This window comes from Chiayiivirga flava (assembly GCF_014202825.1).
Taxonomy (GTDB): Bacteria; Pseudomonadota; Gammaproteobacteria; order Xanthomonadales; family Xanthomonadaceae; genus Chiayiivirga; species Chiayiivirga flava.
On record NZ_JACHHP010000004.1, the window covers coordinates 466706 to 487326 of the forward strand.

The following is a 20621-nucleotide window of genomic DNA, read 5'->3' on the forward strand; positions in this document are numbered from 1 at the left end:
CCGCGGCCGCTCAGGCGCGGGCGCGCCTGTTCTGCCGGTGCAGCAGCACGCCGGCGATCGTCACCGCCGCCGTCACGATGCACACGATCAGCGTGGCCAGCGCGTTGATCTCCGGCGTCACGCCGAGCTTCACCTTCGAATAGACCACCATCGGCAGCGTGCTCGCACCCGGCCCGGACGTGAAGCTCGCGATCACCAGATCGTCCAGCGACAGCGTGAACGCGAGCAGCCACCCCGCGAGCAGTGCCGGTGCGATCAGCGGCAGCGTGATAAGGAAAAACACCTTCCACGGCCGCGCACCCAGGTCCATCGCGGCGTCTTCCAGACTCTGGTCCATCTGCGTCAGGCGCGAACGTACGACCACCGTCACGTAGCACGCGGTGAACGTGATGTGCGCCAGCATGATCGTGGTCATGCCGCGTTGCGGCCAGCCGACGAGGTGCTGAAGGCTCACGAACAGCAGCAGGCCGGAGAGACCGAGCATCACCTCGGGCATCACCAGCGGCGCCGAATTCATCAGCGACAGCAGGCCGCGTCCGGGAAACCGCCCGAAGCGCGCCAGCGCGAGCCCCGACGCGGTACCGATGACCACGGCAAACGTCGCCGACAGCGCCGCGATGGCGAAACTGCGCTGCGCCGCGTCGAGGATCTGCTGGTTTTCGAACAGCTTGCCGTACCACTGCGTCGAGAAGCCGCCCCACACCGTGACCAGGCGCGACTTGTTGAACGAATACACCACCACCGAGATGATCGGGATGTAGAGAAACGCGTAACCGAACGCGATCGCGGTGTAGAGCAGGAATGGCTTGCGGTTCATCGGCCTTCACGCTCGCGCTTGTTTTCCACGTACTCGAAGATCAGGGTCGGGGTGACGATGAGCAGCAGCATCGCCACCGCCACGGCGGACGCGAGCGGCCAGTCGCGGTTGGAGAAGAACTCGGTCCACAGCACGCGGCCGATGGTGATCGCGTCCGGGCCGCCGAGAATGTCGGGAATCACGAATTCGCCGACCGCCGGAATGAAGACCAGCAGCGCGCCCGCGATGATGCCCGGCATCGACAGCGGCAGCGTGATGCGCAGGAACCCCTGCCACGGTTTTGCGCCCAGGTCCGCCGCCGCTTCGAGCAGCTTGAAATCGAGCCGCATGAGGTTGGCGGTGAGCGGCAGGATCATGAACGGCAGGTAGTTGTAGACGATGCCGATGTACACCGCGGTGTTGGTGTACAGGATCTCGAGCGGCTCGTGGATCAGACCCAGGCCCTGCAGCACCTGGTTCAGCAGGCCGTTGCCCTTGAGGATGCCGGTCATGGCGTAGGTGCGCAGCAGCGAGCTGGTCCAGAACGGCAGGATCACGCCCACCAGCAGCACCATGCGCCACACCGGCGTCGCGCGCGCGATGCCGTACGCAATCGGATAGCCGATCGTCAGAGCGATCGCGGTCGAGACGCTCGCGAACAGCAGCGAGTTGAGATACGCGGTGACGTAGAGGCGGTCGCCGAGCAGCGCCGCGTAGTTGGCCCACGTGATGCGGAACGCGAGGATGCCATCTTCGCTCGGCTGGAACAGCGGCGTGTACGGCGGCGTCTGGCCGAACACCGCACTCGCGAAACTGATCTTGAGCACGATGAGGAAGGGCACGAGGAAAAACAGACCGAGCCACAGCATCGGGATCGCGCTGACGAGGAACCGCCCGCGGTGCGTGCGGAACTCCTCGCCGACCGCGCTGAACCAGCGGAACAGGTTGCGGATGAATTCGTTCCAGAACGGAACGGCGCCGTCGGGCGTGGTGGTGCGGCGCGAGGTGTTCATGCGCGGGCCTGCGCGGGCGAATGCGAGCAAAGGCTGGGTGCGAGAGGTGCGTCGCTCCGCGTTGTTCGCGTGCCCGCGACACCCCGAGCCGTCATTCCCGCGCATGCGGGAATCCAGTGACTCTTCTTGTCCGTGCCGAGGAACAAAGGCGTACACCAAGCAAAGTCACTGGATTCCCGCATTCGCGGGAATGACATGCTTGGAGAGTCGCAGCGTTCCGTCAGCGGTGATGATGGGTCACCAGCTTGAAATCGCGAAGAGACAGCCAGCGCGGTCAGAAACATCACGTCGGCAACACGATCGCGGAACTCGCGTCCCACGTCAGATAAAGCATGTCGTCCCACTCGTAATGCGGCTCCGAGCTGCGCGCGACGTGTGTCTCCTGCACCCGGATGATCGCGCCGCTGTCGGTCTTCACCTGGTAGATAGACACGTCGCCGAGATACGCGATCTCGACCACCTTGCCGTGCGCGACATTGTCCGCCGTCGGCCGCGCTTCCTCGTGCACGTCGATCTTCTCCGGGCGCACGGCCACGCTGACCTGCGTGCCCACCGGGATCGGATCGGCGTGCCGCGCGAGGATCTCGCCGCCGAGCGCATCGCAGGCCACGCGCACGGTGCCGGCCACCGCGTCCTGCGATGCGACGCGGCCGTCGAAGATGTTCACCGCGCCGATGAACTCCGCCACGAAGCGCGTCGCCGGATACTCGTACAGCGCCGCCGGCGTCGACACCTGCACGATGCGACCGTGGTCCATCACCGCCAGACGCGAGGCCATCGTCATCGCTTCTTCCTGATCGTGCGTCACCATGATGAAGGTGGTGCCGACACTCTCCTGGATGCGCATCAACTCGAACTGCGTGTGCTCGCGCAGGCGCTTGTCGAGCGCGCCGAGCGGCTCGTCCAGCAGCAGGATCTTCGGCTGCTTCGCCAGCGCACGCGCGAGCGCGACGCGCTGCCGCTGTCCGCCCGAGAGCTGGTCCGGTTTGCGCCTGCCGAGCTCGGGCATCTGCACCAGCTCCAGCATCTGCGCCACGCGTTCGCGGATCTGCGCGGCCGGCATGCGGTCCTGCTTGAGGCCGAACGCGATGTTCTGCTCCACCGTCATGTGCGGGAACAGCGCGTAGCTCTGGAACATCATGTTGACCGGGCGTTCGTACGGCGGCAGGTCGCCGACGTCGACACCGTCGATCAGCACCGTGCCGCGGTCCGGTTTCTCGAAACCCGCGAGCACGCGCAGCAGCGTGCTCTTGCCCGAGCCCGAGCCGCCGAGCAGCGCGAACAGCTCGCCCTGGTAGATGTCGAGCGAGACGTCGTCGCAGGCGTAGACCTTGCCGTAGGTCTTGGTCACGTTCTGGATGCGCACGAACGGGCGCGCATTCGGATCGCGCCACGGTTCGACGGCGGCGGGGCCGCGGATGACGGTGCTCATGCTTGGCGTGCGCCGCTGGCCGCGCGGATCACTGGCCGCTCTTGATCGATGTCCACGCGCGCACACGTTCGCGCTGCAGGTCTTCGGGCAGCGACGCCGGGTCGACGAGCTTGGCCACCACGTCCGCCGGCGGATACACGCCGGGGTTGCCGGCGAGCTCCGGATCGAGCAGCGGGGTGGCGTTCGTGTTGGCGTTGGCGTAGCCGACGTAGTCGCTCACCTTCGCGATCACCTCGGGCCGCAGCAGGTAGTCGATGAAGGCGTGTGCGTTGTTCGGGTGCGGCGCGTCCTTCGGGATCGCCATCAGGTCGAACCAGCGCACGGCGCCTTCCTTCGGGATGACGAAGGCGAGTTCGACGCCGTTTTCCGCTTCCTCGGCACGGTCGCGTGCCTGGAACACGTCGCCCGAGTAACCGACCGCGAGACACAGGTCGCCGTTGGCCAGGTCGTCGATGTACTTCGACGAATTGAAATAGCGGATGTGCTTGCGGATCTTGGCGTAGGCGGCTTTCACCGCGTCGGTCTCGTCGCCGCCGTGCGCGTTCGGATCGCGCCCGAGCGACAGCAGGGCCGCCGCGAAGGCTTCCTGTTCGTCGTCGAGCATGCCGATGCCGCACCTGGCGAGTTTCTCCGCATTCGCAGGATCGAACAGCAGCGCCCACGAATCGAGCGGCGCGTCGTCGCCGAGTGCGGCCTTCACCTTCGCCACGTTGATGCCCAAGCCCGTGGTGCCCCACATGTACGGCGCGACATGCGCGTTGCCGGGATCGACATCGGTGAGGCCGGACAGCAGCGTGGTGTCGAGGTTGTTCCAGTGCGGCAACCTGGCCTTGTCGAGCGGCGCGTACACCTTCGCGGCGATCTGCCGTTGGGCAAACGGCCGCGCGCTCGGGAACACCACGTCGTAGCCCGAGCCGCCGGTCATGAGCTTGGCTTCGAGGATCTCGTTGGCGTCGTACACGTCGTAGACGACGTTGATGCCGGTTTCCGCGGTGAAATTCGCGATCGTGTCCTCGGCCACGTAGTCGGACCAGTTGTACACGTGCACCACCTTGTCCTCGGCCTTCGCCGCGGCCGGGGCGGGTGCGGCGGCGCCGGTGGCGGGCGCGGAGGCGTCGGGCGTGGAGGAGCCGCCGCACGCGGCGAGCAGCAGACAGGAGGCCAGCAGGCCCAGGCGCAAGGTCGTCATCGAAAGTCCCCGAAGCGTCCGCGGCCAGGCGCCGCGCTCCGCATCTTCGGGAGCACGGCGCGTCGAGTCAATGCGGCGGCGCCCGTCACGCGGGGCGCTGGTCCGCGTCAGGGGGCTTGGGTAAGGTAGCGCCGTGCCACGGCCCCGCCGCGCCCCCGTTTGCGTTTTCTTCCCCATCACCGACCACGGACCCCGCCATGCGCCCGACCAAGACCCTGCTTGCCCTCCTGCTGTGCGTACCGGCGCTGCCGGCCCTGGCGCAGGACGACGAATCCACCGGGCCCTTCACCTTCAGCGGCGGCGCCTGGGCGCTGAGCGATTACGTCTGGCGCGGCGTGTCGCAGACACAGGAAAATCCGGCGTTCCAGGCCGAATTCTCCGTCGCGCACGAGAGCGGTTTCTACGTCGGCGCCTGGGCGACCACGGTGGACTTCACCCCCGCCGGTGCCGAAGACGACGGCATCGATTACGAACTCGACACCTATGTCGGTTGGGCCGGCGATCTCACCGACACGCTGAGCCTGGACCTCACCTTCACCCGCCTGATCTATCCGGGCTACAACGAAGGCTACGACTACAACTTCAACGAATTTTCCGCCGCACTCGGCTTTGCCGAGAACTACACCGCCACCGTGGTGTACTCGGACGACGCCATCAACCTGGGCGGCAGCGCGGTCTACTACAACCTCGCCGGCGAATGGGAGCTCGGCGATTCGGGCTTCGCGCTGGGCGCGGCCATCGGCCACTACGATCTGGACGACGCGCTCGACGACAGCTACGAGGACTACATGGTGTCGCTGTCGCGCGGCTTCGGCCCGGTGTCCGCCTCGCTGATGTACACCGACACCTCCGGCTACAGCGATCTGCTGGCCGAGGGCCTCGGCGATGCCAGCCTCGCCGACGGCCGCGTGGCCCTGATGGTGGGCGTGGAGTTCTGACGCGAACGGTGCGTTCCGATACGCCGGTTGCATGGCTCCGGGCGCGGCGAATTGCGTTCCCTCTCCCGCCGGGAGAGGGTGCCGGCAGGCGGGTGAGGGACGGACGTCTCGTGGTTTCCGCGTGTTGGTTCCGACCAACGGTCGAGTGCAAACGGCTGCACTGAAACCGAAGCCAGGATGCAGCGCCCGTCCCTCATCCGCCTGCGTTCGGCCGGCGGTAGCCGCCTCACCCTTCTCCCGCAGGGAGAAGGAATCGAGGCGTGCAAACGCGCGTCCAGGCCGACGCGTCCATGACGCTCATGCTCCCGCAATGAAACCGATTGTTTTGCGGTAACGCGACGGCGGGCACCCTCAAGTCACAACAGCCCGCGCAACTCGCTCTCGCCGAGCAGCGTCCGCGCAAGCTCGGGCTGGTCGACCAGCATGTCGTAATCCCTGAAATCGAAGCCCGGTCCGACCGAACAACCCAGCAGCGCGTACCCACCCTGCGGCCGGGCCGCCTGCCAGTGGCCGGCCGGCACCGTGCGCTGCGGCAGCGCGCTGTCCGCCACCGGGCCGAGTTGCTGCACCACGAGGGTGCCGCCGGCCGGATCGAGCGACAGCAGGTCGATCGGCGCGCCCTCGTAGTGATGCCAGGTTTCGTCCGCGGCCACGCGGTGCCAGCGGCTGAATCCATCGACCGGCAGCAGGTAGAGGATCGCGGTCAGCGCCGCACGGCGGGCGCGGTCGGTCGAGCGGCGCACCTCATGGGCCGAACGGAAGGTGCGGTGGAACCACCCGCCCTCCGGGTGCGGCACCAGATCGAGGGTGCGGATCAGTGCGGCCACCCGCTCGGCGTCGCGTGCGATCGAAGTCAACCCGGCCCATCCTGTTCACGCTCGACTCCGGAGCATCGCCCCACGCTGCTGCCAAGACAAGGCCGATTGACGCCCGCGACCGCTGCGCCGTACCATTGTCGGCCCTTCGACGCGGCGCGACAGGCCACGGGCGAGGATCGGCCCTCGGGGTATAGCTCAGCCTGGTAGAGCGCCAGCTTTGGGAGCTGGATGTCGAGAGTTCGAATCCCTCTACCCCGACCATGCCGGCGTCCGCCGGTCCGATGCGGCCGCAGGCCTGCGCTATCATGAGGCGCTGCGCCCGTAGCTCAACCGGATAGAGCACCGGCCTTCTAAGCCGGTGGTTACAGGTTCGATTCCTGTCGGGCGCGCCAACGCAACGGCGTGTGCGAGGATCGCGTGACGAAATGCGGGTCCAGGCCCGCCTTTCCGTGGAACGTCCGTGCACGGAGGCGCGGGCTTGTAGGGAACAGGACACTTCCTGTGGTGGATGTAGCTCAGTCGGTTAGAGCATCGGATTGTGATTCCGAGGGTCGCGGGTTCGAATCCCGTCTTCCACCCCATCCCGGGCTGCGGCATAATGCCCAGCTGCGGTCGCTCCGGCGGCAGCCGGCAACATGCGACCGAGGCACCGGGACGTTGCACGACAAGATGGGTCGTTAGCTCAGTTGGTAGAGCAGTTGACTCTTAATCAATAGGTCGTAGGTTCGAATCCTACACGACCCACCATCTTGTCCTCCCCGCGTCTTGCTCCACGCTCCCGGTCGCCCGCCCCGCGTCGTGTCCATCCGGTCGCCTGTGCCGGGACTGGTCGCGAGTGCCGTCGCGCGAAAGTGGCGGAACTGGTAGACGCACTGGATTTAGGTTCCAGCGGGGCAACCCGTGAGAGTTCGATTCTCTCCTTTCGCACCACCTCATCACACGTCATGCCCGCGCGCCGCGGGATTCGGGAGTCACGATGCAAGTTTCGGTTGAGAATGTCGGCAAGCTCGAGCGCAAGCTCACCGTCAGCGTCCCCGCTGAGCGCCTGGAAGGCACCATCCGCACGCGCCTGCGCGACCTGTCGCAGAACGTGCGCATCAAGGGCTTCCGCCCGGGCAAGGTGCCGGCCAAGATCATCGAACAGCGCTACGGCCGGCAGGTGCGGTCCGAGGCCCTCAACGAGCTGATCCGCGATTCCTTCAACGAAGCGGTGCAGCAGGAAAACCTGCGTCCGGCGGTGCAGCCGTCGATCGAAACCACCGGCCAGCCGGCGGACGGCGAGTTCCGCTACGTCGCCACCTTCGAGGTGATGCCGGAGATCGGCACCATCGACGTGTCCGGCCTCAAGATCGTCAAGCCCATCGCCGAAGTGACCGACGCCGACATCGACCGCATGATCGAAACCCTGCGCCTGCAGCGCCGCACGTGGAACAACGTCGAGCGCGCGGCGAAGGACGGCGACCTGGTCATGTTCGAGTCGGTCGCCACCGCCGGCGACGTGCGCGTGCCGGCCGAAGGCGTGGAACGCAGCGGCACCATCCTAGGCTCGAACGCGCTGTTCGCGGACCTCGAGCAGAAGCTCGTCGGACTGTCCACCGGCGACGACCGCGCGCTGGACGTCACCTTCCCGGCCGACTACCGCGTGCCCGAACTCGCCGGCAAGCAGGCGACGGTGCAGGTCAAGGTGTCGCGCGTGTCCGAGGCCAGCATTCCGGCGCTGGACGACGCGTTCATGCAGCAGTTCGGCATCGCCGACGGCGGTCTGGAGCGGTTCCGCGTGGAAGTGCGGGCCAACCTCGAACGCGAACTCAAGGCCGCGCTGATGGCGCGCCTGAAGAACGAAGTGGTCGAAAAGCTCGTCGACGCGCACAGCACGCTCGAATTCCCCGCGCGCATGGTCGAGGCCGAGGCCCGCGGACTGATCCGCCAGGCCGAGCAGCAGGCCCAGCAGCAGAACCAGCCGGCGCCGCAGCTGACGCCCGACGCCGTGCGTCCGGTGGCGCAGAAGCGCGTCGCGGCCGCGGTGCTGCTCGGCGAGCTCGCGCGCCAGAACAACATCCGCTTGGACAGCTCGCGCCTCCAGGACATGCTCGCGACCATCGCGTCCACGTACGAGGAGCCCGAGCAGGTCGTTGAACTCTACCGCAACGACCCCCAGTTGATGGACGGGCTGCGCAGCCGCGTCGTCGAAGACCAGGTCATCGACTGGATCGCCGACCACGCCGAGGCCGACACCCGCACGCTGAGTTTCGACGAAGTGATGCGTCCGGGTGCGGCAGGCTGATAGCCTGACCCCGCGGCGCACACTTTTCGAGGAACCCACGCAATGAGCAGCATCCAGAATCTGAACCTCGTGCCGATGGTGGTCGAACAGACCAGCCGCGGCGAGCGCGCGTACGACATCTACTCGCGCCTGCTCAAGGAACGCGTGATCTTCCTCGTCGGTCCGGTCGAGGACTACATGGCGAACGTGATCGTCGCGCAGATGCTGTTCCTGGAGTCGGAAAACCCGGACAAGGACATCAACATCTACATCAACAGCCCGGGCGGCTCGGTCACGGCCGGCATGGCGATCTACGACACCATGCAGTTCATCAAGCCGGACGTCTCCACCATGTGCATCGGCCAGGCGGCCAGCATGGGCGCGGTGCTGCTGTCGGCCGGTGCCAAGGGCAAGCGCTACGCGCTGCCGAATTCGCGCGTGATGATCCACCAGCCGCTCGGCGGCTTCCAGGGTCAGGCCAGCGACTTCGACATCCACGCGCGCGAAATCCTCACCGTGCGCGAGCGCCTGAACCACATTCTTGCGCACCACACCGGCCAGCCGGTGGAACGCATCGCGCAGGACACCGACCGCGACCGCTTCCTCAGCGCGCTCGATGCCAAGGCCTATGGCCTGGTCGACAGTGTGCTCGAACGGCGTCCCGACGAGTCGGTCAAACCCGGCTGATCGAGTGGGTTTTTTGCCCGTTTCTCGACGCAACCTCTTCATTTTCCACCCGATCCGGGCGAGCGCTAGGCGTTCGCCCGTCTTGGCGCTATTCTCCCGAGCGATCGGGAGTTCCAGGATTCAGGCATGAGCGACGAACGGCAGACCCGCGGCACCAGCAGCGGCGGTGGCGACGGAAAAATCCTCTACTGCTCGTTCTGCGGCAAGAGCCAGCATGAAGTGCGCAAGCTCATCGCGGGCCCCAGCGTGTTCATCTGCGACGAATGCGTCGAGCTGTGCAACGACATCATCCGCGAGGAGCTGGAGGAGAAGGCCGCCACCTCGCGCAGCCACCTGCCCAAGCCGCGCGAGATCATGGACGTGCTCGACCAGTACGTCATCGGTCAGACTCGCGCCAAGCGTTCGCTGTCGGTGGCCGTGTACAACCACTACAAGCGCATCGAGACGCGCGGCAAGGGCGACGACGTCGAACTGTCGAAGTCCAACATCCTGATGGTCGGTCCGACCGGCTCGGGCAAGACGCTGCTGGCCGAAACGCTGGCGCGGCTGCTCAACGTGCCATTCACGATTGCGGACGCCACCACGCTCACCGAAGCCGGTTACGTGGGCGAGGATGTGGAAAACATCATCCAGAAGCTGCTGCAGAAGTGCGACTACGACGTCGAGAAGGCGCAGACCGGCATCGTCTACATCGACGAGATCGACAAGATCTCGCGCAAGAGCGAAAACCCGTCGATCACGCGCGATGTCTCCGGCGAAGGCGTGCAGCAGGCGCTGCTGAAACTGATCGAAGGCACGGTGGCGAGCGTGCCGCCGCAGGGCGGGCGCAAGCACCCGCAGCAGGAATTCCTGCAGGTCGACACCAAGAACATCCTCTTCATCTGCGGCGGCGCGTTCGCGGGCCTGGAGAAGATCATCCAGCAACGTTCGCTCGAAGCCGGCGGCATCGGCTTCGGCGCGGACGTGCGCAGCAAGAAGCAGAAGGCCAACGTCGGCAAGCTGCTGGCCGATTGCGAGCCGGAAGACCTGGTGAAGTTCGGCCTGATTCCGGAATTCGTCGGTCGCCTGCCGGTGGTCGCGACGCTGGAAGAGCTCGACGAGGCCGCGCTGATCAAGATCCTCACCGAACCCAAGAACGCCATCACCAAGCAGTTCCGCAAGCTGTTCGAGATGGAAGGCGCGGAGCTCGAATTCCGCCCGGACGCGCTGCTCGCGGTCGCGCAGAAGGCGCTCAAGCGCAAGACCGGCGCGCGCGGCCTGCGCACCATCATCGAATCGGTGCTGCTCGACACCATGTTCGAGCTGCCGTCGCTCGAGAACGTGACCAAGGTCGTCGTCGACGAAGCCGTCATCAACACGGCGGCCGATCCGTACCTGATCTACCAGAGCGCACCGGCGCCGCACGCCAAGGCCGCGTCGGAATAACCCCGGCTTTGGTTGGATCCCCTCTCTCTGTGGGAGAGGGGAGGGTGCGTGGCGCCGCCGACGAAACAGCGGGCCTCGATCGATCCGGGCGCATAGCGCCCACAACGAAAAACGGCCCCATTCGTCGCCTGCTCTGCAATAAAGCGGGCGACGAACCTGCTCCGTCCGGACCCTTATCCGGCCCGGCCGGGCCACCTTCTCCCGCAGGGGGAAGGGCAGCCAGGCCTGCCGCCATCCTGGATGGCTTCGTCTTCGCTGGCGTCGGAAAAAGTCGATGCTGGCGCCGTTTTCGCCCTTGCGCCGCGCAACAAAAACCAACAAAAACAAGCGCTTCCGCGCCGCAACAATTCTTGCATCGCGATGCTGTCCGCCTAACGTATCCTCACCCTTGCACGTTGCCGAACGCCCCCCACCTAGGATGCTTTCGGTGGGCCTGTTTCGCCGCCGATCCGACATGGAGAACGCAATGTCCAATGCCCCAGGCAGCGAACCCGTCGCAGCCATCGATCTGCCGGTGCTGCCGCTGCGCGACGTGGTCGTGTACCCGCACATGGTGATCCCGCTGTTCGTCGGCCGCGAGAAATCGATGCGCGCCCTCGACACGGCCATGGACGGCGGCAAGCAGATCCTGCTCGTCGCCCAGAAAAGTCCCGAGACCGACGATCCCGGCGCGGCCGATCTCTACGACGTCGGCACCGTCGCGCAGGTGCTGCAGCTGCTCAAACTTCCCGATGGCACCATCAAGGTGCTGGTCGAAGGCGTGTCGCGCGCGACGATCTCGCGCTACCACGAGGTGGACGGCGCACTGGCCGCCATCGGCGAGGTGGTCGAACCGCGCTACGAGCGCGAAGAGCGCGAACTCGAAGTCACGCTGCGTTCGCTGATGACGCTGTTCGAACAGTACGTCAAGATGAACCGCAAGATCCCGCCCGAACTGCTGTCCACGCTCTCGGGTATCGACGATCCGTCGCGTCTGGCCGACACCGTCGCCGCGCATCTTGCCATCCGCCTTGCCGACAAGCAGACCCTGCTCGAGGCGATCGAAGTGGGTGCGCGACTTGAAATGCTGATCGGTTTCGTCGACGGCGAGATCGACGTGCAGCAGCTGGAAAAACGCATCCGCGGCCGGGTCAAGTCGCAGATGGAGAAGAGCCAGCGCGAGTATTACCTCAACGAGCAGATGAAGGCGATCCAGAAGGAACTGGGCGAACTCGACGAGGCTCCGAACGAGCAGGAAGAGCTCGCGCGCAAGATCGCCGCGGCCGGCATGCCGAAAGCGGTCGAGGCCAAGGCCAAGACCGAGCTCAACAAGTTGAAGCAGATGTCGCCGATGTCGGCAGAAGCCACGGTGGTGCGCAACTACATCGACTGGCTCGTCGGCGTGCCGTGGAAGAAGCGCAGCAAGGTGCGGCGCGATCTCAAGGCCGCGCAGGACGTGCTCGATGCGGATCACTTCGGCCTGGAAAAGGTCAAGGAACGCATCCTCGAATACCTCGCGGTGCAGTCGCGCGTGAAGCAGATGAAGGGTCCGATCCTCTGCCTCGTCGGCCCGCCCGGCGTCGGCAAGACCTCGCTCGGCCAGTCGATCGCGAAGGCGACGAACCGCAAGTTCGTGCGCCAGAGCCTGGGCGGCGTGCGCGACGAGGCCGAGATCCGCGGCCACCGCCGCACCTACATCGGTTCGATGCCGGGACGGATCGTCCAGAACCTCAACAAGATCGGCACGAAGAATCCGCTGTTCCTGCTCGACGAGATCGACAAGATGAGCATGGACTTCCGCGGCGATCCGTCGAGCGCGCTGCTGGAGGTGCTCGATCCGGAACAGAACCACACCTTCAACGACCACTACCTCGAAGTCGATCTCGATCTCTCCGAAGTGATGTTCGTCGCCACCGCCAACTCGCTGAACATCCCCGGCCCGCTGCTCGATCGCATGGAAGTGATCCGCATCCCGGGGTACACCGAGGACGAGAAGGTCAACATCGCGCTGAACTACCTCGTGCCCAAACAGGTGAAGAGCAACGGCCTCAAACCCGAGGAAGTGACCGTGCACGAGGATGCGATCCGCGAGATCGTGCGCTACTACACACGCGAGTCCGGCGTGCGCAACCTCGAGCGCGAAGTCTCCAAGATCTGCCGCAAGGTGGTGAAGGAGCTTGCGCTCGCGGGTCCGCAGCCGGCGCCTGCAGCCGCGCCCAAAAAGGGCAGGAAGAAGGCAGCGCCGACCGGCGCCCAGATCACCGCGAAGAACATCGACCACTACCTCGGCGTGCGGCGCTACGACTTCGGACGCGCCGAGGAAGAGGCCGAGGTCGGCCTCGTGACCGGACTTGCGTGGACCGAAGTCGGCGGCGACCTGCTGCAGATCGAAGCCACGCTGATGCCCGGCAAGGGCGGCCTGCAGCACACCGGCAAGCTCGGCGACGTGATGCAGGAATCGGTAAAGGCGGCGTTGTCGGTGGTGCGCGCGCGTGCGGAACGGTTGGGCCTGGATACCGAGTTCCACCACAAGCACGACATCCACGTGCACGTGCCCGAAGGCGCGACGCCGAAGGACGGCCCGAGCGCGGGCATCGCAATGGCCACCGCACTCGTATCGGCGCTGTCGAAGGTGCCGGTGAAGGCGGACGTGGCGATGACCGGCGAGATCACGCTGCGCGGCCGCGTGCTGCCGATCGGCGGGCTCAAGGAGAAGCTGCTCGCGGCGCTGCGCGGCGGCATTCGCACGGTGATCATCCCGGAGGAGAACAGAAAGGATCTTGCCGACATTCCGAAGAACGTCACCCAGGGCATGGAGATCATCCCGGTGCGCTGGATCGACGAGGTGCTCGACATCGCGCTGGTGCGGCCGCTGCTGCCGCGCGAGCGCGAGGCCGACAAGGCCCCCGTCGATCCCAAGCGCGGCGACGACGAGCCCTTGGCCCCGCGTGCGCACTGAGCGCGCGGCGGACAAAACCTGCGCATCCGCCTCGGCCCTCGGGGCGGATGTGTCTTCGCGCAACGGCCTGAAACAGGCCTGAAACCCGCATCAAACCTGACAAAGTCGTGTTGCGCGGGGGTATCCCCGCTGGTATAAATCGCCGCAACCGCGAGACGGCTTCGGCCGTGTCGCGTCACGGTCGGTCGGTACGTCGATGCGCTCGACACAGGATCGCGTCCGGCTGCATGAATTCGCGAGAACCCCCATCTCGCATCTGGGAGTGACAATTACAATGAACAAAGCCGATTTCATTGGCGCGGTGTCAGCCGAAGCCGAACTGTCCAAGGCCGATGCCGGCCGCGCCGTCGATGCAGTCATCGAGACGATCAAGAAGGCACTGAAGAAGGGCGACAGCGTGTCCCTCGTCGGCTTTGGCACCTTTGTCGTGCGCAAGCGCGCGGCGCGCACCGGCCGCAATCCGCGGACCGGCGACACCATCAAGATCAAGGCGTCGAAAAATCCTTCGTTCAAGGCTGGCAAAGCGCTGAAGGATGCCGTAAACTAGTCTGCTCACCGGGTGCTTAGCTCAGCGGTAGAGCGTCTCCTTTACACGGAGAGGGTCGGGGGTTCGAAACCCTCAGCACCCACCAGGCACCCAAAGCGTCACGCGCGGAGTGGTAGTTCAGTCGGTTAGAATGCTGGCCTGTCACGCCGGAGGTCGCGGGTTCGAGTCCCGTCCACTCCGCCACTCTACCGAGGGCGCCTGAGTTTCAGGCGCCCTCAGTTTTTTGCGGGATCCGAACGCGTGCGTTCCGGTCCCCTCTGTCGACCGGGGTCGGAACCGCCGCAGGGAGATCGGCGCTCCGGTCCACCCACCAGAAGAATCCATCGATGCTGCAGACACTGCGCGACAAGACCAAGGGGTGGATCGCCGCTGCGATCCTGATCGTGCTGGCCGTTCCGTTTGCCTTTTTTGGCGTCGAGAATTATTTCTCGCCGTCGGTGGCCACGTACGTGGCCAAGGTCAACGATGCCGAGATCGGCCAGGACGCGTTCCTGCGCCAGATGGACCAGTACCGCGCCCAGATGCGCCAGCGCATGGGCGAGGCCTACGACCCCACGCAGTTCGAGTCGCCCGAGACCAAGCGCCAGGTGCTCGACCAGATGATCAACGAGGAACTGCTCAAGCAGGCCTCCGCGCGTCTTGGCCTGGTGGTCAGCGGGCCGCAGGTGCAGCGCGAGATCGCCGCGATCCCCGCGTTCCAGGTGGACGGGCGCTTCGATTCGGCGCAGTACGTGCAGACCCTCGCCGCCACCGGCCGCACGCCGCGCTCGTTCGAGGAAGAGGTGATCCGCGACCTCAACACGCGCGCGCTGCCGACCCAGGTGGCGCAGTCGGGCTTCGTGACCGACGCCTACCTCGACCGCTACCTCGCGCTGCGCGACCAGACCCGCTCGTTCAAATACGTGACGTTGCCGCGCCCCGGCGACGATGCGGTCGGCGAGATCGCCGACGCCGACATCCAGGCGCACTACGACGCCAACGCCGACCGCTACCAGAGCGAGGAAACGGTGTCGATCGAATACCTCGAGATCGAAGCGGCAAAACTCGACGTGGCCGAGACCGTCGACGAGGCCACCCTGCAGCAGCGTTACGAAGAGCAGAAGGCGCGCTTCGTCGAACCCGAGCAGCGCCTGGCGTCGCACATCCTGGTGCAGGTCGACGCCAACGCGGACGCCGATGCGCAGAAGGCCGCGGAAGCCAAGGCCGCCGACATCGCGGCCAAGGCACGCGCCGAAGGCGCGGACTTCGCCGCGCTCGCGAAGGAATCGTCCGACGACATCGGCTCCAAGGCCGGCGGCGGCGACCTCGGCTGGCTGGAGCGCGGCATCACCGATCCCGCGTTCGACGCCGCCCTGTTCGCGATGCAGCCGGGCACGATCAGCGATCCGGTCAAGAGCGCCGACGGCTGGCACGTGATCCAGCTGCGCGAGGTGCGCGAGGAAACCGGCAAGTCGTTCGCCGACGTCAAGGCCGAGCTCGAACGCGAATACCTCGACGGCGAGCGCGAGCGCCATTTCAGCGACCTCACCGGCAAGCTCGTCGACATCATCTACCGCGACCCGACCACGCTCGGCACCGCATCGACGGAACTCGGCTTCCCGGTGCAGACCACGGCCGCGTTCACGCGCGCCGGCGGGCCCGGCATCACCGCGCGGCCGGAAGTCCTGCAGGCCGCGTTCTCCGATGGCGTGCTGGTGGACGGCAACGTCAGCGACATCGTCGACCTGGGGCCCGGCCACGCCGTGGTCCTGCGCGTGGCCGAGCACACGCCGGCCACCACCAAGCCGCTCGATGCGGTGCGCGACGAGGTGATCGCCGCGATCCGTGCCGAGCGCATCGATGCGGCCGCGCAGAAGGATCTCGACGCATCGCTTGCCGCGGTGACGTCGCTCGACGCGCTGCAGGCGTTGGCCGCGGACCGCTCGATCGAGGTGCAGACGGCAGACGCCGTCGGCCGCACCGGCGCCGCGGTCGACCCGGCCATCGCCCGTGCCGCGTTCGCGCTGCCGCATCCGGCGGCCGATGGGGCCTCGATCGGCAGCGCGACGCTTGCGTCCGGCGATCACGCCATCATCGTGCTGACCGCGGTGCAGGACGGCGATCCGTCGAAAACCGAAGCGGCAATGCGTCAGATGATGAAGGATCAGCTGGCGCAGGCGGTCGGCGGCGTCGAGTCGATCGAACTGCTCAACGCGTTGCGCAAGGAAGCGAAGATCGAAGTGGTCGAAACGCGTCTGTGACGATGCCGCGAGTCGGCCGCCCCGGCGGCCGCTCTGCAGCAGGCATGTCCACACGACGCGCGCGGTGACAGCGGTCGCCGCGCAGCGTCTTCGGGTTCACCCCCGCCGCGCGGTCGGCGATTCGATCGCGCTCCGCTTCTCGTCCGCACGGCGTTGTCGCGCTCGCGCCGCGCGCGCTGGCCGCATGCGCGGCCAGAGCCGTGACAGTGCCGATCAGCCGACGCCGGTCATTCCCATGATGTTGTAGCCCGCGTCGACGTAGGTGATCTCGCCGGTCACGCCCGCCGCGAGATCCGAGCACAGGAACGCCGCGACGTTGCCGACATCCTCGATCGTCACGCTACGACGCAGCGGCGCGTGCTCCTCGACGTGGCCGAGCATCTTGCGGAAGTTGCCGATGCCGGCCGCGGCCAGCGTCTTGATCGGGCCGGCCGAGATCGCATTGACGCGCGTGCCCTCCGGGCCGAGGTTCAGCGCCAGATAACGCACGCAGGCCTCGAGGCTGGCCTTGGCCAGGCCCATCACGTTGTAGTTCGCCAGTGCGCGCTCGGCGCCGAGGTAGCTGAGCGTGAGGATGCTGCCGTGGCGGCCCTGCATGTGCGGGCGCGCGGCCTTGGCGAGTGCGGCGAGGCTGTAGGCGGAAATGTCGTGCGCGATCTTGAAGTTCTCGCGCGTCAGATTGTCGAGAAAGCCGCCTTCGAGCGCCTCGCGCGGCGCAAACCCGACCGAATGCACGAGGATGTCGAAGCCGTCCCAGCGCTGTCCGAGCGCGTCGAACACGGCATCGATCTGCGCATCGTCTGCCACGTCGAGCGGCAGCACGATGTCCGAGCCGCATTCGCGCGCGGCGTCTTCCACCCGCGACTTGAGCTTGTCGTTCTGGTACGTGAACGCGAGATCCGCGCCTTCGCGACGCATCGCCTCGGCGATGCCGCTGGCGATGGACCGCTGGCTCGCGATTCCGACGATCAGTGCGCGCTTGCCTTGCAGGAAACCCATGCATGCCTCCGGTGGCCGTCGGGCGCGACGGCGTCAAGATCGCTAGTGTGCCGTCCCGGCCGCGAACGTTCCAGTTCAGGGCACGAGTCTGATGCGCTGGCCCAGCCGCAGCACCGAGCGCGAGCCCAGCCCGTTCCACTGCAACAGGTCGGCCAGGCGCACGCGGTAATGGCGCGCGATGGCGCCGAGTGTGTCGCCGCTGCGCACGATGTGCTGGTCCGTGCCGCTGTCGGCGAGCGGGGCCGGCGTCGCGGCCGCGGGCAGCACGAATGCGTCGAAGCGCGCCGCATCGCCCGCGGGCACCAGCAGCTCGCGCCCGGCCTGTGCGCTGACGACGCCGCGCCGGAACGCGGGGTTCAGGCGCGCCAGCGCGACCGGGTCGAGATCGGCCGCGCGTGCGATCGCCGTCAGCGTGGACGCGCCCGGCGGCAGCGTGACGGTGGCGAGCGGGACGATCGGTGCGTCGCGCGGCAGTTCGATGCCGAAGCGTTCGGGATGCGCGATCAGGCACGCCAGGGCCTGCACCTTCGCGACGTGTTCGTAGGTGATCGGCGAGAGTCCGGGAGGTTGCCGTTCGGCCGCCGAGACGCGCGCGTCCGGGTGCTTGTCGACGATCTTCCTCACGCGGTAAGCCCCGGCGTTGAAGCCCATGTTGGCAAGTTTCCAGTCGCCGAACGCGTTGTGCAGTTGCCCGAGATGACGGAACGCGGCGTCGGTCGCCGCGAACGGGGCCATGCGCGCGTCGTAGTCGCCGCGCACCGCAAGACCCAGGCCGCGGGCGGTGGGTGCGCCGAACTGCCACAGCCCGACATGACCGCTGCCGCTGCCGGCGTCGGGCCGGTACCAGCTTTCCACGATGGGCAGCAGCACGAATTCGCCCGGCAGGCGATAACGCTCGGCTTCTTCGAGCGCCATTGCCATGAGCGGCAGCACGGCCTGGATCTGCGCGGCAAAGCGCGTCGGCGAACGCGCGTAGATGCCCTGCCAGCGCTCGACGAGACGGTCGCGGACGCACGGCGCATCGGCGAAGCGTGCGGTGAGCCGGTCGAAGAGCATCGCGCCGCGCGTCGGCGGCGCAGGTTCGGGCTGCAACCAGGTCGGCGCCGGCACCGGCGCCGGCGGCGCCGGTGCGGCCGCTGCCTGCGCGGGCGCGGGCGACGCGACGTCCGGCGCGGGCGCGCGCGGCGGCGGCAGCGTCCGGCACGCGGCCAGCGCGAGGCCGCACGCGAGCACAGCGAAGACGCGCAAACGGGTCATGCGCGGAATCCGTCCTTCCAGCGGCGCAGCGCGGTGAAGGTCGCCAGACGGTCGCTGGGCCGCGCGCCCTCGTGCGCGGCCACGGCCTCGATCACCGCGTCGACTTCGCAGCGCAGGAACGGGTTGGTCGCGCGTTCCCGGGCCATCGTCACCGGCAGCGACGGCTGGCCGGCGTCGCGCAGCGCGCGCACCTCGGCCAGGCGCGCTTCGAGCGCGGGATTGTGCGGCTCGACCGCCTGTGCGAAGCGGCCGTTCGCGAGCGTGTATTCGTGTCCGCAGCAGACCTGCGTCGCGTCCGGCAGCGCCGCCAGGCGATCGAGCGACGCCAGCATCTGCGCCGGTGTGCCTTCGAACAGGCGTCCGCAGCCGAGGCTGAAGAGTGTATCGCCGCAGAACACCCGGCCCGCGCCGTGGAAGGCGACATGGCTGGTGGTGTGGCCCGGCACGGCGAGCACGGTGAAGGCGAGGGCAAGCGCCTCGATGCGTATCGTGTCGCCGTCGCCGACGCGCTCGGTGGCGCTCTCGATGCGCGGATCGTCGGGCGCGAAACACGGCATGGCGAAACGTTCGCGCAGCTGCGCCGCGCCGCCGATGTGATCGTTGTGGTGATGCGTCAGCAGCAGCGCGACCGGGCGCAGCCCGGCGTCCGCGGCCGCCAGCACGGGCGCGGCGTCGCCCGGGTCGACGACGACCGCGCGGCCGGCAGCGTCGTGCAGGCACCAGATGTAGTTGTCGTCGAAGGCGGGCAGGGCGCGCAGCGTCAGCATGGGCAGGGGTCGTGCAGTGCCGTGGATGCGTTGGATGGATGCGCGTGCTGCGCGGCGGGTTGCGCGGCGGCGACGGCACGCGGGCGCGGGCGTGCCCGCCTGTTAAACTCGCCGCCCCGAAGAGCGGAGCGCGCACCATGCCGGTCGCAGTTGCTGCCCGTCAACTCGACGCCCGCGCCGACGCATGGTACGGGACGGCGACGGCAGCGGCGCTGGTGCGCGAGGAACAGCGCCAGATCGCGCCGTTGCTCACGCGCTGTCGCGGGGTGCGCGGGCTGTTCCTGCGCCCGCATGCCGCGCTGCCGGCGGCGTTGTCGGGGCATCTGCTGCAGCAGATCGTCGCGCTGGCGCGCGTGCGCGGCGGCTGGGACGGCGAGGCGCGCATGCCGGGTGACGCCCTGGCATTGCAGCGCGATGCGGTGGACCTGATCGTGGCGCTGCACACGCTCGCCGATGCCCCGAGGCGCGCCGATCTTCTGCTCGAATACGAACGCGTGCTGTCGTCCGAAGGAATCCTGCTGGTGGTCGAACTCAATCCCTGGTCGCCGTTCCGCTGGCGCTGGCTGCGCCGCGGCCCGCGCGCGTTCGGCAGCGGCGCGTGCGTGCATGCGCTGCGCGAAGCCGGTTTCGACGTGGTGTCGCGTTACGCGGTCGGCCCGCTGCTGCCCTGGCTGCGACCCGACCGCGCCGCGCCGCTCGGGCGCTACTTCCCCAACACCGTGCTGCGCGCAGGCTACGTGCTGCTCGCGCGCAAGCGCATCGCGTCGCCGGTGGCGGCGCGGCCACGCGCACGCGTGAGCCTGCAGCCCGGGATGCTGTCCGGATGACGGCGGTGGCGGCGGACGAGGCGGTGCTGATCCACACCGATGGCGCGTGCCTGGGCAACCCCGGCCCCGGGGGCTGGGCCGCGCTGCTGCGCTTCCGCGATCGCGAGCGCGAACTGGCCGGCGGCGAAGCCGACACCACCAACAACCGCATGGAGCTGATGGGCGCGATCATGGCGCTGGAAGCGCTCAGCCGGCCGTGCCGCGTGGTGCTGCACACCGATTCGCAGTACGTGCGCAACGGCATCATGACCTGGCTGCCGAACTGGATCCGGCGCGGCTGGAAAACCGCCGGTGGCGCGCCGGTCAAGAACCGCGACCTGTGGGAGCGCCTGGATCTTGCCGCACGCCGCCACGCCATCGACTGGCGATGGGTCCGCGGCCACAGCGGCGATCCCGGCAACGAGCGCGTTGACCTGCTCGCGCGCGCGCAGGCCGAACTGCTGCGCATCGCCTGATCGGCGAGACGTTCGACACCATCTTCACGG

17 protein-coding genes and 7 tRNA genes are annotated in these 20621 nt (G+C 67.4%); 16 read left to right on the forward strand and 8 right to left on the reverse strand.

What is annotated here, in order from left to right; all coding sequences use genetic code 11:
* Positions 1 to 10 precede the first annotated feature (10 nt).
* From HNQ52_RS12830 to HNQ52_RS12845, 4 genes are all read right to left on the reverse strand, one after another.
* Positions 11 to 817 (reverse strand): ABC transporter permease subunit, encoded by an 807-nt coding sequence (locus tag HNQ52_RS12830; RefSeq protein ID WP_183961564.1) that lies wholly within the window; start codon positions 815 to 817, stop codon positions 11 to 13.
* A complete protein-coding gene (locus HNQ52_RS12835) occupies positions 814 to 1665 on the reverse strand; it encodes an ABC transporter permease subunit (protein WP_246387835.1) in 852 nt (283 codons plus the stop codon). The genes HNQ52_RS12830 and HNQ52_RS12835 overlap by 4 nt, the downstream gene beginning before the upstream one ends.
* 427 nt (positions 1666 to 2092) lie before the next feature.
* Positions 2093 to 3241, reverse strand: coding sequence for an ABC transporter ATP-binding protein (locus HNQ52_RS12840; protein WP_183961566.1), 1149 nt, complete (start codon positions 3239 to 3241; stop codon positions 2093 to 2095).
* A 28-nt stretch (positions 3242 to 3269) separates the two neighbouring features.
* On the reverse strand, positions 3270 to 4430 hold the full coding sequence (locus HNQ52_RS12845; RefSeq protein WP_183961567.1) for a polyamine ABC transporter substrate-binding protein: 1161 nt from the start codon (positions 4428 to 4430) through the stop codon (positions 3270 to 3272).
* A 197-nt stretch (positions 4431 to 4627) separates the two neighbouring features.
* Between HNQ52_RS12845 and HNQ52_RS12850 the strand changes: the two genes are divergently transcribed.
* A complete protein-coding gene (locus HNQ52_RS12850; RefSeq protein WP_183961568.1) occupies positions 4628 to 5368 on the forward strand; it encodes a TorF family putative porin in 741 nt (246 codons plus the stop codon).
* Between the two features lie 356 nt (positions 5369 to 5724).
* Here the strand turns inward: HNQ52_RS12850 and HNQ52_RS12855 are convergent, their stop codons facing one another.
* Positions 5725 to 6225, reverse strand: a complete 501-nt coding sequence (locus HNQ52_RS12855; protein ID WP_221282065.1) for a cupin domain-containing protein — start codon at positions 6223 to 6225, stop codon at positions 5725 to 5727.
* A gap of 145 nt (positions 6226 to 6370) precedes the next feature.
* Here HNQ52_RS12855 and HNQ52_RS12860 point away from each other — a divergent pair.
* The 13 genes from HNQ52_RS12860 to HNQ52_RS12920 all read left to right on the forward strand — a co-directional run bounded on the left by HNQ52_RS12860 (position 6371) and on the right by HNQ52_RS12920 (position 16286).
* Positions 6371 to 6447, forward strand: a tRNA-Pro gene (locus HNQ52_RS12860).
* Between the two features lie 54 nt (positions 6448 to 6501).
* Positions 6502 to 6578, forward strand: a tRNA-Arg gene (locus HNQ52_RS12865).
* A gap of 112 nt (positions 6579 to 6690) precedes the next feature.
* Positions 6691 to 6767, forward strand: a tRNA-His gene (locus tag HNQ52_RS12870).
* A 90-nt stretch (positions 6768 to 6857) separates the two neighbouring features.
* A tRNA-Lys gene (locus HNQ52_RS12875) sits at positions 6858 to 6933 on the forward strand.
* Positions 6934 to 7031: 98 nt separating this feature from the next.
* A tRNA-Leu gene (locus HNQ52_RS12880) sits at positions 7032 to 7116 on the forward strand.
* A gap of 46 nt (positions 7117 to 7162) precedes the next feature.
* Entirely contained in the window at positions 7163 to 8470 is a 1308-nt protein-coding gene (tig, locus tag HNQ52_RS12885) for a trigger factor (RefSeq protein WP_183961569.1), read from the forward strand.
* Positions 8471 to 8512: 42 nt separating this feature from the next.
* Positions 8513 to 9136: an ATP-dependent Clp endopeptidase proteolytic subunit ClpP gene (gene clpP / locus HNQ52_RS12890; protein WP_183961570.1), complete on the forward strand. Its 624-nt coding sequence runs from the start codon at positions 8513 to 8515 to the stop codon at positions 9134 to 9136.
* 126 nt (positions 9137 to 9262) lie between these two features.
* Positions 9263 to 10561 (forward strand): ATP-dependent Clp protease ATP-binding subunit ClpX, encoded by a 1299-nt coding sequence (clpX, locus tag HNQ52_RS12895; protein ID WP_183961571.1) that lies wholly within the window; start codon positions 9263 to 9265, stop codon positions 10559 to 10561.
* Between the two features lie 466 nt (positions 10562 to 11027).
* Positions 11028 to 13499 (forward strand): endopeptidase La, encoded by a 2472-nt coding sequence (gene lon / locus HNQ52_RS12900; RefSeq protein WP_183961572.1) that lies wholly within the window; start codon positions 11028 to 11030, stop codon positions 13497 to 13499.
* A gap of 274 nt (positions 13500 to 13773) precedes the next feature.
* Positions 13774 to 14046, forward strand: a complete 273-nt coding sequence (locus HNQ52_RS12905) for an HU family DNA-binding protein (RefSeq protein ID WP_183961573.1) — start codon at positions 13774 to 13776, stop codon at positions 14044 to 14046.
* 10 nt (positions 14047 to 14056) lie between these two features.
* Positions 14057 to 14131: transfer RNA gene (locus tag HNQ52_RS12910), tRNA-Val, on the forward strand.
* A gap of 21 nt (positions 14132 to 14152) precedes the next feature.
* A tRNA-Asp gene (locus HNQ52_RS12915) sits at positions 14153 to 14229 on the forward strand.
* Between the two features lie 143 nt (positions 14230 to 14372).
* Entirely contained in the window at positions 14373 to 16286 is a 1914-nt protein-coding gene (locus HNQ52_RS12920; protein ID WP_183961574.1) for a SurA N-terminal domain-containing protein, read from the forward strand.
* Between the two features lie 213 nt (positions 16287 to 16499).
* On the opposite strand, the gene HNQ52_RS12925 is transcribed toward HNQ52_RS12920, so the two are convergent.
* The 3 genes from HNQ52_RS12925 to gloB form a co-directional block, all read right to left on the reverse strand.
* Complete coding sequence (locus HNQ52_RS12925; protein ID WP_183961575.1) at positions 16500 to 17285, reverse strand: enoyl-ACP reductase FabI; 786 nt, start codon at positions 17283 to 17285, stop codon at positions 16500 to 16502.
* Between the two features lie 75 nt (positions 17286 to 17360).
* Positions 17361 to 18542 (reverse strand): transglycosylase SLT domain-containing protein, encoded by a 1182-nt coding sequence (locus HNQ52_RS12930; RefSeq protein ID WP_183961576.1) that lies wholly within the window; start codon positions 18540 to 18542, stop codon positions 17361 to 17363.
* Positions 18539 to 19306: a hydroxyacylglutathione hydrolase gene (gene gloB, locus HNQ52_RS12935; protein ID WP_183961636.1), complete on the reverse strand. Its 768-nt coding sequence runs from the start codon at positions 19304 to 19306 to the stop codon at positions 18539 to 18541. The genes HNQ52_RS12930 and gloB overlap by 4 nt, the downstream gene beginning before the upstream one ends.
* 140 nt (positions 19307 to 19446) lie before the next feature.
* Here gloB and HNQ52_RS12940 point away from each other — a divergent pair, with 140 nt between their 5' ends.
* Together HNQ52_RS12940 and rnhA are read left to right on the forward strand one after the other, a co-directional pair.
* Positions 19447 to 20136, forward strand: a complete 690-nt coding sequence (locus HNQ52_RS12940) for a class I SAM-dependent methyltransferase (protein ID WP_183961577.1) — start codon at positions 19447 to 19449, stop codon at positions 20134 to 20136.
* Entirely contained in the window at positions 20133 to 20591 is a 459-nt protein-coding gene (gene rnhA, locus HNQ52_RS12945; RefSeq protein ID WP_183961578.1) for a ribonuclease HI, read from the forward strand. The genes HNQ52_RS12940 and rnhA overlap by 4 nt, the downstream gene beginning before the upstream one ends.
* Positions 20592 to 20621: the final 30 nt, after the last annotated feature.